Below are 16,280 nucleotides of genomic sequence, written 5' to 3'. Positions count from 1 at the left end.
TTGCGATATAACCAATTTATAATTATTTAAATTAATCCTATGAAGAAAACACGGCTCGTCCTTGTGGGAGCATTGGCATGCTTTCTCTTCTTTTCTTGTGTGAATGAAATTAGTGATAACAACGACAAAAGTAGTAAAACTGTAATTAAGATTACATCGAGTATTACAGGTCCTCAAACTAGAGTAAAAAACAATGATTTTGAATTTAAAGATTCCGTCGGGCTCTTTGTTTTAATCCAACCCAACCTTTTTTCCGAAGAAAGATGTATTAACAACGTCTGTTTTTACTACTCTTCAAATTCTGAATTTATGTCTGAGAAAGAACAATACTATCCTACAGGAGATTACAAATGTGACTTCATCAGCTACTACCCCTATCAAAAAGTTGGAATCAAAGCAGGAAAATCAGAAATTGGAGTATCTGTTAATAAAGATCAGACAAGTACAGGAAGTTTTTCCTCTTCAGATTTCTTGGTTGCTTCTCAAAAAAACATAATAACCAGCACTGCACCGGTAGATCTAAATTACAAACATATTTTTTGCAAAATAAAAATAAAACTGAAATTAAGTGGAAACGATAGCCCCTCATCAATACTAACTAAAAGCCCGATTATTCAGATTAATCATCTAAATACTAAAAGTAGTTACAATTTTGAGACAATGAACTTAGGAGTATCTTCGTCTCCTCAAACAATGATTCCAAATGGTAGTTGGAATATATCCGGTGAATATTTAGTAGGAAAAGAGATGATTGTTATTCCACAAACAATTAATTCAAGCATTGACAATATTACAGTAAAAATAGGAGATAAGATATTCTATGGATCAATAAATACTATTTCATTAACATCGGGAAAAGCTGAAGAACTAATTATTACATGTAATGAATCAACAAATTCACTAACGTCTAGTTTCAGTCACAGCATTACTCCATGGGAAGAAAACACTCCTACAGAGATACCTGCTGCTGAAATAACTAATTTATTAGATCTTTCAACTATTTCTTTTGAAGAATCATCCGTATATAAAGTCTATTCAAATGGAGTAGAAATTGGGCAATTATGCAAAGAATACCTTTTATCAGACAACATTAATTCTCAAGCTATTGTTTATTATCCGGTCTCAGACAACAAAGTGAACTTTGCTGCAGGAAAGGTCATGAGGCTGATGGATTGCACAGAAAGCGTACATGGAGGAACTGCAAAATGGGACACATCTACAAATACCTTAAGCTATATAACAGGGAGTTGGACAGACACAAACAAGTTTTATATTAACGCGAATAACCAACTAGTCCAAACAGGGGCATCAAATTATCCCAAGATATCCATTTCGGCTGATGTATTATCTGATAAAAGAGGGGATGAAAACATTGCTTACCCAATTATAAAAGTAGGTACTCAATATTGGCTCAGAAGCAATTTTAAAGCAACCTTTTATAATGACGGAACTCCTATTACTCTTAAAACTGACTTCTCTACCGAAAGTGCTGGATATGGAAAACCAACTTCTACCTACTGTTTTTACAATCAGAAAGTTGTAACAAGCGGGAAAATAGCACCAAACGGATGGGCCATTCCGTCATCTCAAGATTGGCAAAAGCTTATTACGTACATTCAGAATGATGCATCAGTACTTAAAGGTGGCAGTACATCATGGACTGAATCTGAGTATCTTGTAAGCAATTTAAGCGGCTTCTATGCTGTGGGTGCAGGTTACTTTGATAGTACTTATATATACAGAAAAGAACAAGTTAGATTCTGGATGGCAGGAGACACACAGACCAGCGTGGCCGATAAGGTTGTTTGTTTACAACACTATTCAAATAAGGTGACAGAAGAATTTCATAAAACAACAAACGCTCTTTCATTACGAATGGTAAGAAAATAAATAAAATAGCTTCCTGCTAATTCATTCCAAGATGAACGGGCAGGAAGCTATTCGTTATTTACAAGAGAAGCTTACTCTTTGAACGCATCGAGCGCCACAGTTGGCTTTCCGGTGTTGTCAAAAGCACCTAGTGTATAAGCATTCCATCCGCTGTATGCTTGTGGCTCCCAATAAAAGATGCCCAGGCATTGATCTATGTCTTTGGTCTTTGCCAATAAATCAGACAGAAAGTTCTTGCAGCTCTCTGCATCATCCCAGGGCATGCCTACTTCGCACAGCATGATTTCTGAACCGTAACGGCTGATCATGTCTTGTATATTAGCCACGCATTGGGTATTCATGGTTTGCCAGGTATCGGCCTGCGGATAGAGTGACATGCCAATGACATCCCACTTTCCACCGTTTGTCTTCAGTCCGTCGAAAAGCCAGCGGAACAAGTCGTTTTTGTTTCCTTCCTGAAGGTGTACAATGACTTTGGCATTGCTGAAGACTGATTTCACGGCATCGTAACCGGCATTGTTCAGAGCTGCATATTGTGCCATGTTATCAGAAGCCTTGCCTTCGTCCCATAGCATGCCGTTTCCTGTTTCATTGCCCACTTGCACCCATTCGGGGGTAATGCCTTTGTCTTTCAGGGCATTCAGCACCTCTTTGGTATGGTTGGCAACAGCCACTTTTAACTCATCCATTGTATAATCGGCCCAAGCTGCCGGCTTGGTTTGTTGAGAGGGGTCTGCCCATGAATCGCTGTAATGAAAGTCAATCATAAGGCGCATGCCCAGTTGGTGTGCCCGCCAGGCCTTGGCAACGACATCGCTTTTATTGCACCAACCGTTGGCGGGGTTTACCCATACTCGTAACCGGATGGAGTTAACTCCCAAGTCGCGAAGGAGGGTCATACACTCGCTTTCTTTGCCGTCGGCATTGTAGAATTTGCTGCCCGACTTTTCCATCTCTGTTAACCAGCTTACATCGGCTCCTTTGGCGAAACCGCTCATGTCATACTGGGGCTTCTCCGGGAATTGTGGCTTGTCGTCATTGCTGCAGGCTGCCGTGATACCCATCAGGAGGCAGCCCATTAATATTGCTTTTATTTTCATTGTATTCATTATTTGGTAAGAGCATAAGTTCCGTTTATCAGATCAACCGTGAGGGTGTATGTGCCGGGCGACAAGGTAGCATCGTCTGTTATGTTGCTGCCTTTGTAGCTTAGTTTGCCGTTGCTTCCCCCGTATTTATAGGTCCACGCAGCATCGAGAATAATCTGAAATCCCCATTCGGATGCTTTCTCAATGGTAACGCTACCGCTGAAAACTCCTTTGGTGGCTGTGGCATTCAGATCGTGCAGGTCCCAGTTGTCATTGACACCCGAATAGTAAATCTTGTTCTCTAGGGTCACTAGCTTATAAGTAAGTGCCTTGAGCGATACATCGAAGAAATAAAGTCCCGTGGCAGGTGCTTTCAGGTTACCGCCCTGTCCTTTTAACTCCATTGTTCCCTGATAGGCGTCGCCACTCGCAAAGGTGTACTTATCGTCCCAGTTATCTGCTTCCAGGAAGATGTTGTATCCCCACTCCGAGGAAGCATAAGCTACTCCGGCGTACGCTTGGTTATCTTCATCGTAAAGGTACAGTTTATTATTAAAATTCCAGTTTCCGGTGATTAAATCATCAATGCCCGATAAATAAATCTGTTGTCTGACTTCGGTAGGTGTATCGCTACCTCCCACTACCTTAGCGACCCATTGCTGCGGATTGCTTAAGTCGATTACCAGCGTGTTGGTACCGGTGGATGTTACCTGAACCGTAATGTTTCCGCTTTGTTGACCAAACGCCAGTGACTCTCCGTTTTGCGTAAAGCCTACAGCGGTAGTTTTGGCCGCATCATCGGTGGTACCCGTTGAATAGTCATATTGCTTACCACTACCCGACACTTGCAAGGTGATATTTCCTGTTTGAGTGGCGTTGAACACCAACGTCCATTTCAAGTTGGGACGATCGAATGTAAGGGTGCCCGTGAGGTCTCCGCTTACCGTGAGTTCCGGAATGTAAAGTGCCGACCATACTTTCTTGGTAGTGTTCAGGTTTACAAAATAACATCCGCCGAACTGCGGGAACCACATGTTCCATTTGGTATCTTCGGAAGAGATTAGGAACGGACTGCCATCTACTCCGTCATTTCCCCAGATGGTGCCGTCGCCCTCTCTCAAATAGTAGTTGTACCAGCCTGTAGCTCCCATGAACCCCGTATACACCCCATCGGATGCTGCCGAATAGAGTTTGGCACCCGTTTCAGCCTGTTTGCTGTCGAGTACATAGCCGATGCTCATGTCAATGAAATACGAGGTGATTTGAACGGTTACGGTATTGGTGTAGACGGGCTCCATGTTGTTCCCGGTTACTGATTTTAACCGGAAATAGACCGGAACCGCTACGTCGGGAGTTAAACCCAGGTTTTTGGCAAGGGTGTTGAGCTCGCTGCCGGTATAAGCTTTTGATAAAGAGGTTTCTACCGATTCAAGCACATTCTCGGCAAATGTTTCCGAGGTGGATGCCTGCAACGTGGCAGATACCAGATTGGGGGCCTGCATGCTGGGGTCGCTAACCGACAAGTCACTGTTGTTCCAGGCTAGGGACAGAACTATTTGTTTACTGTTTGCCATGGATAGAGCCACTTCACTTTCGGACGAAACGAGTTCTCCTTCTTCCAGGCTGCTCAGGTATATTTTATCTCCTTGTTTCTCGCAGGCGGTGATGCACAGTATGGCTGCCAGTAGCAGGAGTTTATTTATGATTGCTTTCATGGAATGTTCTTTTAATGTTCAACTTAATAATTCTCGTTATACAAGTTCGGATTTGCAGTCAGGTCAGTAGTGGGAATGGGGTACACGTTGTACTTGCTGTTGACTGCCGCTCCTGCTTTGACTCCGCCTTTCCATTGCCAGAGATAATTGGCTGTTGTAAACTTGTCGTAACGAATGAGGTCGGTGCGGCGGGTACACTCCCAATATAATTCACGAGCACGTTCATCGAGAATGAAGTCGGGTGTCATTTCTCCGTCTTGTATATTGCCCGAATCATTGCCAAAAGCCCGCTGACGTAACAGATTGACATATCCCAATGCTGTTGCGCGGTCACTTCCTTGTCCGCCACGTACCACAGATTCTGCCAGCATCAGGTACACATCAGCCAGTCTGAATAGGGGGAAATCAGTATCAACGCCACCGTCAACCGTGTTTGAGGCTGCCTCTCCGGCATCGGTCAGGTTGGTCCACTTCTCAACGAAGTAGCCGTTGCTTTGGTCGTCGATAACATCCAGATACTGTGACTGTCCTTCGGTAAAGAACATGGCACGCCCGTCTGCCGTTTCAAAAAGGGCAGGCACCTCGCCTCGGATGCGGAACATGCCCCATCCCTGAGTTACACCGTATGCTTCGGGCTTTTGATAATCGGACGTATTACTTACCTCTCCGCAGATGATGTAAGTGGTTGCTCCCCATGAAACCGTGTGTTCCGCATCTACAGTGAGCGGCAATATGATTTCGTTGGTGCGCTTATGATTGTCGGCATTGAACAGTTTGGCGTACTCCGGTTCTAGGGTATATCCTTGGGCAATTACCTTTTTACAATACGTAATGCAATCGGTGTATCGTTCCGTGCCGGTGTAAACCTTTGCATTGAGGTACAGTTTGGCCAGCAAGGTATAAGCAGCAGCCTGCGACACGCGGCCGTATTCTGCTTCACTGCGAGAAGGTAACACTTCTTCAATAGCAGTCAGTTCCGATTCAATGTAGCTGAACACTTCTGTTCCTGTGTAACGCGGTGGTATGAACGAACCTACCGGATCATTTTCGGTAACAAAAGGAATGTTCCGGAACAAGTCGAGTGCATGGTAATAGGCCAATGCTCTCAGGAAGCGAGCTTCTGCACGGTATGTACGTATATCAGCCTGATCGCTCTCTGCAAACTTGCTGATCTGCTCATCGCCTGCATTACGCAGAAACTCGTTACACAAGGCAATGGTATAATAGATGTGGTAATACATGTCAGACACCCATGTGTCGTTAGCATCCCAGCTCAGGTAGGTTAAGTCGCCCACCTTGTCACCCTCTAACCAGGTAGAAGCTAGTTCATCTGTTCCACACTCCTGAAGGTTGAAGTAGCAACGCATGTAATCTTGTCCGTTGTTGCTGCTCAGGTCGGCATTGCCGCCGCCCTTTTCTTGTCCGTTAATAACAAACGAAGCATACAGCTTAGCCAGTACCTGTTTGTAGTTGGCCGGTTCATTGTACACGTTAGCCGAGGTTGTTTCAATGTGAGGAATTTGGTTTAACTCATCCGTACACGATGAAAACACGAACGTACCGGCTAGCAAAAGTGTATATAGTATTCTTTTCATATTCGTAAATCTTTAAATAATTAGAATTCAAGTCCCACGCTAACAGAGAAAGTACGCGGACGCGGATAGAACGATACGTCCATGCCGTTGGGCACTTCAGGATCTACCCCCTTGTATTGGGTGATACAGAACACATTTTGTACCATGGCACTGGCATTCAGATTGAAACAGTTAAGTACCCGTCCGAAGTTATAACCCAGCGTGAGGTTGTCCATTTTCAGGAAAGAAGCATTCTCTACGTAGTAGTCCGACAGATATTGGCGGTTCTTGAATCCGGTATTCAGGAAACTGTGGTTGAGGTTATTCAGCTGATACGAGTTGTAGCTCACGGTGCTCCATGCACCTGTGTTCATTGCCATACCGTTGTACACGTAGTTGCCCACGTTGGCACGGAAGCTCATTCCCAAATTCCATTTTTTGTAGCGCAGTGAAGTGCTTAGTCCGAAGATATAGTCGGGTGCGGGAGAGTTGTACCGGTATAGATCCGACGAATTGATTTGTCCGTCTTTGTTCAAATCAGCATACGCTCCTTCTACGGGTTTACCTGTTTTTTCATCATACAATTGGTGGTACACGTAAAACATATAAGGCTCATACCCTTCACTCAACACCTGAAATTGATACCCGTCAATACTAGGTCCTACCAACGTGTTGGTTTTAGCGCTGCTTTCTACGAGCGACAGGTTTTTCACCTTCATCTTCTGCCAAGTCATGTTGTAACTGATGTCCCATGTCCAGTCTTTAGTTTGAATGGGCGTAGCGTTTAGTGTGAACTCTATACCGTTGTTGTCTACATTACCCACGTTGGTGGTGATGGTTTTGTTGAAAGTGGTTCCGGCTGGAGCAGGAACGGTAGCAATCAAATCTTTTGTTTGCCGCGTATAGTAGTCGAAACTACCGGTGATACGGTCTTTCAGAAAGCCGAAATCGAATCCGATGTTATATGCTGTTGTTGTTTCCCATTTCAACAGTTTGTTGTACGACTGCGGACGGTATGTATAATAATATTCGTTGCCGAACTGATACTGTGCACCGTCCTGTCCAATGGTGTAAACAGGCAGATGACCGTAATTACCGATACCGTCTTGTTGTCCAGTGATACCGAAGCTGGCACGGATCTTCAGGTTACTTAGCACGGCATTGTCTTTCAGGAATGACTCTTCCGTTACCCGCCATCCAAGCGCTACCGACGGGAAGGTACCCCAACGGGTCGACGCATCGAAACGCGAGGTTCCGTCACGACGGATGGTGGCGGTGAGCATATAGCGTGAATCGTATGTGTAGTTCAAACGAGCATAGTATGATAACAGAGTGTGGCGCTGATCGGATGCAGCAATACTGGTCTGTGTCTCTCCCAATGTGTTCAGCTCAGCGTAAGCCGGACTGGTACTCTTCCAATACTGATAATCGTAACCTACCGTGGCATCTATGTTACTTTTCAAACCTTCCAGGTATTTGTTGTAGTTCAGGTAAGCCGTGAGCAGTCGGTTCGTATTTTTTTGCGGACCATACTCGTAATTGCGGCCGGCCGTTGTGTAGTACTGCATGGCTTCTGCGGGCACATAAATCTTTCCTTCGCCCTCGGCATAATCAACTCCCAGAGTTGTGTGGAATTTCAATTCGGGCAGAAAGTGCATTTTGTAATCAATGTCGGCATTACCGATGAAACGTTGTACCTTACTGGTCGACTTGTTTTGTTTCACCCTTCCCAGCGGATTAAGAACGGCGGCATTCACCGGTGCACCCGTATTATCGAGTGTTTCATAATATCCGCCAAAATTAGTGTTTCCCGAATAAACGGGCAAAGTAGGGTTGAATGTAGATGCAGCCCAGATGGCTCCCGTTTCTGCAAAACGGTTGTTGTTAACAGACCCTTTCGCATTCAAATTAATTTTCAGGTAGCCGTCAAAGAACGAAGGACTTACTGATAAGCTACCGGTAAAACGCTCGGCTTTGTCGGTCTTCAAAATACCTTTCTGGTTGTAATATCCCAGTGAAGCTCTGATCGGAAAATCTTTGGCTATTTTTCCCGATAGACTGAGGTTATTATCTGTGCCGAACGCCGATTGGTAAATCTGATCGTTCCAGTCGGTACTCTCATTCCCCAGCAATGACTTCTGAGCAGAAGTTCCGTACGTGTTAATCACATCCACAAACTCATCACGCGAAAGCATATCGGCTAGTTTGGTACGTGTTTGTATGGAATTGGTAGTGTTGAAACTCACTTTGATTTTCTCATTGCTTCCTTTCTTGGTGGTAATGATGATTACACCGTTGGACGCACGCGAACCGTAGATAGCTGTTGAAGAAGCATCCTTCAGAATAGTCATGCTCTCAATATCGCTCGGGTTAATCAGACTGAGGAAGTTACCGCTGTTGCCGCTTATTCCCCCTGTTTCCAACGGAACACCATCGAGCACAATCAACGGATCGTTGCTGGCGTTGAGCGACGCTCCTCCACGAATGCGGATGGTACTTCCCGCTGTGGGTGAACCACTGGCCGACATAATCTGTACGCCCGATACCTTTCCGTTAATCAACTGTTCCGGAGAAGAAATCAGTCCGGCGTTAAACTCCTTGCTGCTTACGTTTGATACCGAACCCGTCAAGTCACTTTTGCGGGTAGTACCATATCCGATAACCACCACATCACTCAGCACCTGAGCATCGTCACTCAACTGAACGTTGACCACCTTCGTTGTGGCAGGAACGGTGATTGTTTTTGATTTGTATCCAACGTAAGAGAACTCCAGTGCGATGGCACCCGTGGGGACCGACAACACAAAATTGCCGTCAAAATCCGTTATGGTTCCAACCGTGGTTCCCTTTACAACAACACTGGCGCCAATTAACGGCTCCTTTGCTTCATCTGTAACCAGACCGGTAATGGTTCTTGTTCTTGTTTGCTGTGCCAAGGCCGGAAACATGCTCCCCAGCGCACACAGTAGTAACAACATCATCCAAATACGCGGATTTAATTTTTTGCTGTTCATAATTTCTGTTTTTATGGTATTATTGGTTATTTGTTATTCTATCCATGCTTTTTCGAGCACCAGATTCTCGGTGAGATGAGAAACCTCCAGCGATTCAATCTGCTGCACTTCGAACGGAATATTCGTAGTAGGCTTAAACTGTTTATCCAGAAAAACGGGATAAGCATGAGGAAGCAATGTGGTGGCCGTTTGCTGCAAGGCCGACAAAGGTAACCTGAGTATTCCCTCTTGCGAAGTGTTTCCTTTGGCTTTGTACGTAAATCCATCGGATGTGATGAATCCGGCTTCCACTCCGTTGACCTTTCCTTTTAATTGCACGCAAAGGTACTGCACTTGTTGCAGCTTGCTTTCACGTCCTGCCACCTCATCGCGGATGTACTTCCGTAAGAAACAAGCACCCCCTTCCTGTGGAACGGTGTACTGTTCCACACCGTTCCACTGCGAAGAAACGGAAGGAGCAACCAACGATATTTCGGCTGATGGATTGACAACACGGGTTTCCCAATATTGGTCCCCAATGTAATCCCAGTCGAGCGGTGTACCCTCCATTCCTCCGGGGAATGTTTGTCGCTTTCCTTTGTTGAATGCAACGATGTTATACCTGAAAATGCCCTCTTTCACCTCCGCGGCAGGCACAGCTACTTCGTAAATAGCACCCTGCTTCCGCGTCATCTTTTTATATGGATTGTGTTCGTTCCAAAATGAAATCTGATCTGTGTACACAATCAGCGAATCGGGTTGTTCCCATCCCGCCAACTGTACTTTCAAGGTCAGCTCCTTACCTGCTTCGTAAATCTTGGGAGTATAGTTAACCATGCGGTAAGAGTCGCACTTCTTCTCTGCCGGAGCAACAAATTCTCCCAGTTTGATGTTCTTCCATCTTTTTTCGGCTGTCCAGTTGTCCGAAGGTTTGGTGTCTTTTCTCACCAGCAAGTAAACACCCGGTGTGAGATTACTCAATGTACCGTTGGTCGCAGTGAACGAACGCGTATTTCCGGCATTCAACGCTTGTGCACTAAAGCGCTCGCTCAAATCGGGCAGACTCAGTTTCATATCCCAGGCACGGCTTATCACCGCCACGACCTCCTTCTTCAATGAAGGTTTGGCAAAAGGGTCACTGACCTGTACGGCATCTGGCATAACCTCCAGTCGCCAAACACCCTCTTCCAGCTTGTCGAGGAAATAAGCGCCTGTTCCTTCGTAGCTCACCACCGGCGAACTACCGCATCCGGCAACAGCCTGTAGCTCACGAGGAGCAACCGGTTGTGTTTGGGTGTTGTTGGAATAAAAGAAAGCAGTAGGTCGGTTCAGTTCACTTAAATCTTGTGAATAGCTAACCCGGAAATCTTTAAATAGCGTGTCGGCAGGATAAGACCCGAAAGAGTCGCCCTTGCGCACATTTTGTGCAACCTCGGCGGCAATCTTCATGCTGATAGCCTTACCCGGCGTATAAGCCAGATTCAGGAAATGAGTCTGGTATTCCGTGTTGGCATACGCCATGTCAATAGGATCATAGGCGAACTGCGTAATCCATTGAAAACCGGTGGAGCGCAACGTGCGGCTCACGGCCGGATACAGATGCGAATACATCACATCGGCCGGATCAAATTCGTATATCATCAATGCTTTCTTTCCGAAATTCCGAACGTTGGAAAACGGAATGTGATACGCATCTACATGAGGCAGGAAATTCCCTTTGCGAGTGTGCCCCGCTACCAGTCCGGTAGGATACCATTGATAGGTTGTTCCCTGAACAGCCGTGTCATAATACGCCTCAACCACGTGCTGGTTGTGACTTACGTTGTAGAACACCGGCTTTTTATTGCCCGCTTTCTTGAGCGCACCGAGCATTCGGTTGATGTAACTCTTTGTCTGCTCTTTTGTGCCGGGGTGACAAGGCTCGTTGTTAATCTCAAACCCGATGATGTAAGGATCGTCTTTGTAACTCACCCCCGTGTACGGATTCACATGATTTACCAGCGCAGCGATGTACTTCTCTTGCGCGGCAATGGCTTTGGGATTTTGGTGAACATCGCACTTATCGTAATCATAAGAATAACCACCCGTGGGCTGATTCCGTTCCGGGTAACCATTGCCGAAATTGGTTTGTGCTGTCACAACAATGCGTATTCCCCGCTCACGCAAACGCATGAACAAGTAATCCAGTAAACGGAGGTGATCGTTCTCTTTCAGGTTTCCGATGGAATCGCTGATTTCAACATCCCACACATGAATACGGTATGCATTGAAGCCCAGACGGGCAAAGTGATACACATCACGGTCTATAGCCTTTTTATGATCTATTCCCAAATAATTCATTCCCCTGTAGGCGTGCGCAAAAGGCAGCGTGTAATTGACTCCGTAGAAAACGGCTTCCTTACGACTGTCACTCCACCTCATGGTTCCTTTGGAATCAATGAAAACGGTAGGTGTTTTTTGTGCAAAGCCCTGAGCGGCGAATAGGGTAATAAACAAGGTAAGAAAATGCTTCCTCATAATATATAAATTCTTTCGGTTTATAACGAGGACAAAAGTAAAGATGCGTTTTCTTACCTCAAAGTAGAAATCGGACATAAAAGGACAAAAGTAGGACAATGCCCTGTTTTGTCGGTTAACAGGCGGTTTTTAACTCTTTTCCATGTACTGTTTGGGAGTTACACCGAACTCACTTTGGAAACATTTGGAGAAGTATGATGAGCTGGAGAATCCAACCATGTACATCACCTCGGCAATGGAGAATTTTTGTTGTTCAAGCAACATGGCAGCTTTCTTCATGCGGATGTTTTTGATATACTCCACAGGCGACAAGCCGGTTAGTTGTTTTATTTTGCGGTACATTTGTTTGTTGCTGATGTCTGATAACTGACAGAGCATGTTCACATTCAACCCTGCATCATCCATGTGATCCTCAATCATTCGCGTTACATCCGCCAAGAACTTCTCATCAAAAGAAACCGCATCCGATTTCTGAGGAACCGACAGCGTTTCAATACGCGTTTGAGCTTCCAGAATCTGTTTCTTGCTCAAGAGCTGTTCCACCCGTGAGAGCAGCATGCTGGCTTCGAAAGGTTTGGTGATGAAGGAGTCAATGTGATGCCGTATGCTTTCCAGCTCCGTTTCCTTGTTGCTTACGCCGGTCAGCATGATAATTGGAATGGCACTGGTGGGCAGGTATTTCTTGATGTGGTTACACATCTCCATGCCATTCATCAGCGGCATCATGAAGTCGGTAATAACCAAGTCGGGCACCTCCTCGATGCAATGTTTCAATCCCTCTTTTCCGTTAGATGCTTCGCTGTACCGGTATCGGTTACCTAGCACCTCTTTAATCATCCGGCAGATTTCCGGTTCATCTTCAACGATGAGGATTAACGGTTGCAAAGCCCCTTCGTCGGTTGCCGGTCCGCCGGTTGCATCCGGTAAGCCGGAGGAAGCAGGAACAACCCCGCTTGTTTCGGTATCTGCTGTTATTGGCATGGTGAGTGTCACGGTAGTTCCTTTGTCTTCCTCAGAAGCAACCGTTATGTTCACCCCGTGCAATTCTGCATACCTTTTTACCAGATAAAGTCCGATACCCGTTCCTTCTTTCTTCCCTTTGGTTCTGGACGATTGGAAGAAACGCTGGAAGATGTACGGTACGTCTTGTTGCGAGATGCCGATACCCGTGTCGCTCACACTGATGGCAAGCTCCTGTTCAGTTTCCTTGTAGTTCAGCGAAAGAGAGATGCTGCCACCGGCCGGTGTATACTTCAGTGCATTGGAAAGCAGGTTGTGAAGTATGGACTCCCACTTGATGATATCAATGTTGACAAACAACTCCTCCCGGTTTGTTTCGTAACGAAGCGTGATGTTCTTCTCTTTGGCCAGTTCTTCGTAAGATTGAAACTGGTTGCGTGTGAAAGATACCATTTCCGTGTGCGACAAAATGAGAAACGTGTTAGCGTTGCCGTCAATTCTGCTGAAGTCGAGCACCTGATGCACCAAAGAGTTGATCTTCATGGCATTGCGCTGAATACCCTCCAATACCTTCTTCTCCTGCGGATTGCTGATTTCGGGCAACAGCCTGCTTACCGGAGCAATGATGAGGCTGAGCGGAGTTTTGAAGTCATGTGACAGGTTGGTAAAGAAGTCAATCTTCTGTCGGGACTGCTCCATGATTTTGGCTTTCTCCATTCGTTCCATCCGCAGACGGTTCTTCATGCGGAAGAAATTAACAGCCCACAAAATGAGTCCCACGCCCAGCAGGAAATAAAACAATTTAGCCCATGTGGTGTAATACCACGGCGGACTGACGTGAACGTTCAGCGTGTAAGCCTGTTCGGCCGGATTTCCGTTGGCATCAATCTTGCTGATGTGCAGCACATAACTGCCCGGGTTGAGGTTGTTGTAGGTAATCCGGTTGCTGTTAGGATCAAGCAAATGCCAACCGGCATCGACCCCTTTCAGCTGGTAAACAAACTTATTCTTCTCTTCGAGTGAAAAAGGAAGATCGGAAAACTCAATAGCCAGGTTATTCTGTTGATGATTGAGACTGATGTTACGTGCATAACGAATGCTTCCTTCGCCGGTTTGCTCGCTGAGAAGCCCGTTGATATAAAGCGCGGTGGCTACAATGGAACGAGTCGTGGGGTGCATGTTAAGCACATCGGGCGAAGTAATGGCTATTCCGTCAACATCTCCCAAATAGATTTGCCGCAGTTCCCGATCATAAAACATACTGGTGAAACGTCTGCTCGTAAAGTCGAGCCGGCGCGGGGCCAGTGTTTTCTTGTTAACCACCCAAAAACCATTGGATGCCGAAATCCAGATGTTATTCTCCACCTCGAGCATCGACAAAATCTCGTTGTTACTGAAACTACCCAGATACACCGGCTGAATCTCGTTGCTACGCGGATTCATGCGAAGCACGCCACCCCGAAAGCCCGCCCAGATATGACCCTCTTTGTCGGCCAGCAGATAATTCGGTTTATTATTTCTGGTAGGCAAGTCCGTTTTTACATGCGTAATTTGACGAGTCCGGATATTGATTTTGTCAATTCCGTTGTTGTATAACAAAGCCCATACATTTCCTTCTTTATCGGGCAAAAGCTGATTGATGAACATGCCCGATAACCCGTCTTTGGTGGTGAAGTTATATTCGGCTACGTACGTTTCCGACTGACTTTTCATCAGCTTCTCTTTGTTGACAATGAAAATACCTCCCAGACAAGTGGCAACCCACAAGTTACCCTGCCCATCTTCCATCAGGTGATACGCCCAGTTGGCATTGTACTTGCCCGTTTTATCGGTTATGTTATAATGAATAAATCTTTTCTGCCGGTAATCATAGCGGTTGATGCTACCGTCTGTTGCAATCCACAAGTCGTTACTGCTGTCCTGATAGATGTGCCTGATGCGGTTGTGCGGCAGGTGATAAAGCGCATCGCCCATGTTATACCAGATGGCATCCGGTAGGTTGTCGGCCGGACTCTTGGTACGGATAATTCCGTTGCTTCCCCCCAGCCAATACCAACCCTGCACATCTTTGTAGAGTGAAAAAAACTGGTTCCCTTCTCCCGTACCGGTTATTTGAGCGATGGGAATGTATTGGAACGCACTGTTGTTGCGTGACAGCGATATGCCGTAATTGGTGCCCAACCAAATGTTATGCTCCCGGTCGGCAAAGATGTTCCAAACAATATTATCGGCCAATGACTGCCTGTTGCGCGAATCATGCAAGGCATGCAGCACAGCCTTCTTTTCGTGGTACACATACAGTCCGTTGTCCGTTCCGATGAGCAAATCTTTTTTGGCATCGAGCGCAAGTGATTTGATGGAATTGGCATGCACACTCTCAATTTGCTCCGCCTGCCCGTTACTTGGTGAATATTTAAACAGACTGCCTTCCGTGCCAATCCAGATACACTGACGAGACACATCTTCCAGCAACGAATTGATAAACAGATTCTTTTTGCCCGGAGCTGCCGGAAGATTCACCGGTTCAAAACGATCCTCGGCAACAATGTAGCGCGACAGACCGTTGTACGTGCCCACGTAGATGTGATTATCGGTGGTATGTATAATCGAATAAACGGCCGAGTGCGTGAGCCCTTTGTACCTCTTTGTATCAAACTGCTTCAACGTATGATTCCTGATGTGATACACAAACAGTCCGTTGAGCGTGCCAATCCAGAGATGATCGCCCTGCAGTGCCATGCTTCGGAAATCTTTCGGGAAAGAGATGGCAGGCGTTTCATACTGGTCGGTTTTGTAGTTATAAATAAGCATGCCGTTGTCGGTTCCCAGATACAGATACGTTTGGTCGATGATGACCCCGCAATATATCCATGCATTGTTGGCCTTCCCCGCCCCCAGATGAGCCTGTACGGAATAACCATCGTAACTGAATAAACCTTTGTTGGACCCAATCCAGATAATGCCCTGCCGGTCTTGCAGAAAACAGTTCGTGACAGATGCCTCCGGTCCCAAACCGATGTTTTCAAACAGCTGGTAACTGTTTCTTTGCCCGTGCAGATGGGGCAGAAGCATGAAGCAGAGCAGAAACAATATGTAATAACCCTTTTTATTCATAAGCAGTGCATATTCCTAGTACCACACAAAGATACATTTATTTTGGAAATATGCTTTTTCCCTCATAAAATGATAGAAATAAAGTATCACCAAGTATCACCAATCTTGCAATGAATTGATTATCAGTTTTTTATGTGTGACACTTGGCTAAAAAAAAGCCTCACCAAGTATCACCAAGTATCACCAACTTTTTTGGCGATGTTTCCTTATAAGCATATATCTGTTTATTGTTTGTATATAGGGATTTTTGTTGGTTCCTTTATGTATTTATTTTGCGGATTGGCTATTTTCGTTACATTCGAAACACCACGGTTTGTGCCCTAATAATAACCTGATAAAAGGACCACAATGATTTGGAATTGACAGTATAATGTATTATCTTTGTACTTATAACCTTATAGTATATTCAAATTATTATAGGCGCAAAGG

7 protein-coding genes are annotated in these 16,280 nt (G+C 45.5%); 1 reads left to right on the top strand and 6 read right to left on the bottom strand.

Translation table 11 applies throughout. The features are described 5' to 3' along the window. Nucleotides 1-39 precede the first annotated feature (39 nt). Nucleotides 40-1,890 (top strand): fimbrillin family protein, encoded by a 1,851-nt coding sequence (locus tag C511_RS0103330; RefSeq protein ID WP_027317820.1) that lies wholly within the window; start codon nt 40-42, stop codon nt 1,888-1,890. 71 nt (nt 1,891-1,961) lie between these two features. Here the strand turns inward: C511_RS0103330 and C511_RS0103325 are convergent, their stop codons facing one another. The 6 genes from C511_RS0103325 to C511_RS0103300 form a co-directional block, all read right to left on the bottom strand. Further along, entirely contained in the window at nt 1,962-2,990 is a 1,029-nt protein-coding gene (locus C511_RS0103325) for a glycoside hydrolase family 53 protein (protein WP_024995896.1), read from the bottom strand. Nucleotides 2,991-2,998: 8 nt separating this feature from the next. Then, nucleotides 2,999-4,693: a DUF5114 domain-containing protein gene (locus C511_RS0103320; RefSeq protein WP_027317819.1), complete on the bottom strand. Its 1,695-nt coding sequence runs from the start codon at nt 4,691-4,693 to the stop codon at nt 2,999-3,001. 23 nt (nt 4,694-4,716) lie between these two features. Continuing rightward, nucleotides 4,717-6,288, bottom strand: a complete 1,572-nt coding sequence (locus tag C511_RS0103315) for a RagB/SusD family nutrient uptake outer membrane protein (protein ID WP_024995895.1) — start codon at nt 6,286-6,288, stop codon at nt 4,717-4,719. Between the two features lie 20 nt (nt 6,289-6,308). Continuing rightward, nucleotides 6,309-9,281 (bottom strand): SusC/RagA family TonB-linked outer membrane protein, encoded by a 2,973-nt coding sequence (locus C511_RS0103310; protein WP_024995894.1) that lies wholly within the window; start codon nt 9,279-9,281, stop codon nt 6,309-6,311. A gap of 33 nt (nt 9,282-9,314) precedes the next feature. Next, a complete protein-coding gene (locus tag C511_RS0103305; protein WP_027317818.1) occupies nt 9,315-11,777 on the bottom strand; it encodes a glycoside hydrolase 5 family protein in 2,463 nt (820 codons plus the stop codon). A gap of 129 nt (nt 11,778-11,906) precedes the next feature. Continuing rightward, nucleotides 11,907-15,851, bottom strand: coding sequence for a hybrid sensor histidine kinase/response regulator transcription factor (locus C511_RS0103300; RefSeq protein ID WP_024995892.1), 3,945 nt, complete (start codon nt 15,849-15,851; stop codon nt 11,907-11,909). Nucleotides 15,852-16,280 lie beyond the last annotated feature (429 nt).

Origin of the sequence: Bacteroides graminisolvens DSM 19988 = JCM 15093 (assembly GCF_000428125.1) — a bacterium.
GTDB classification, from domain to species: domain Bacteria; phylum Bacteroidota; class Bacteroidia; order Bacteroidales; family Bacteroidaceae; genus Bacteroides; species Bacteroides graminisolvens.
This window is presented reverse-complemented; position numbering and strand designations above follow the sequence as displayed.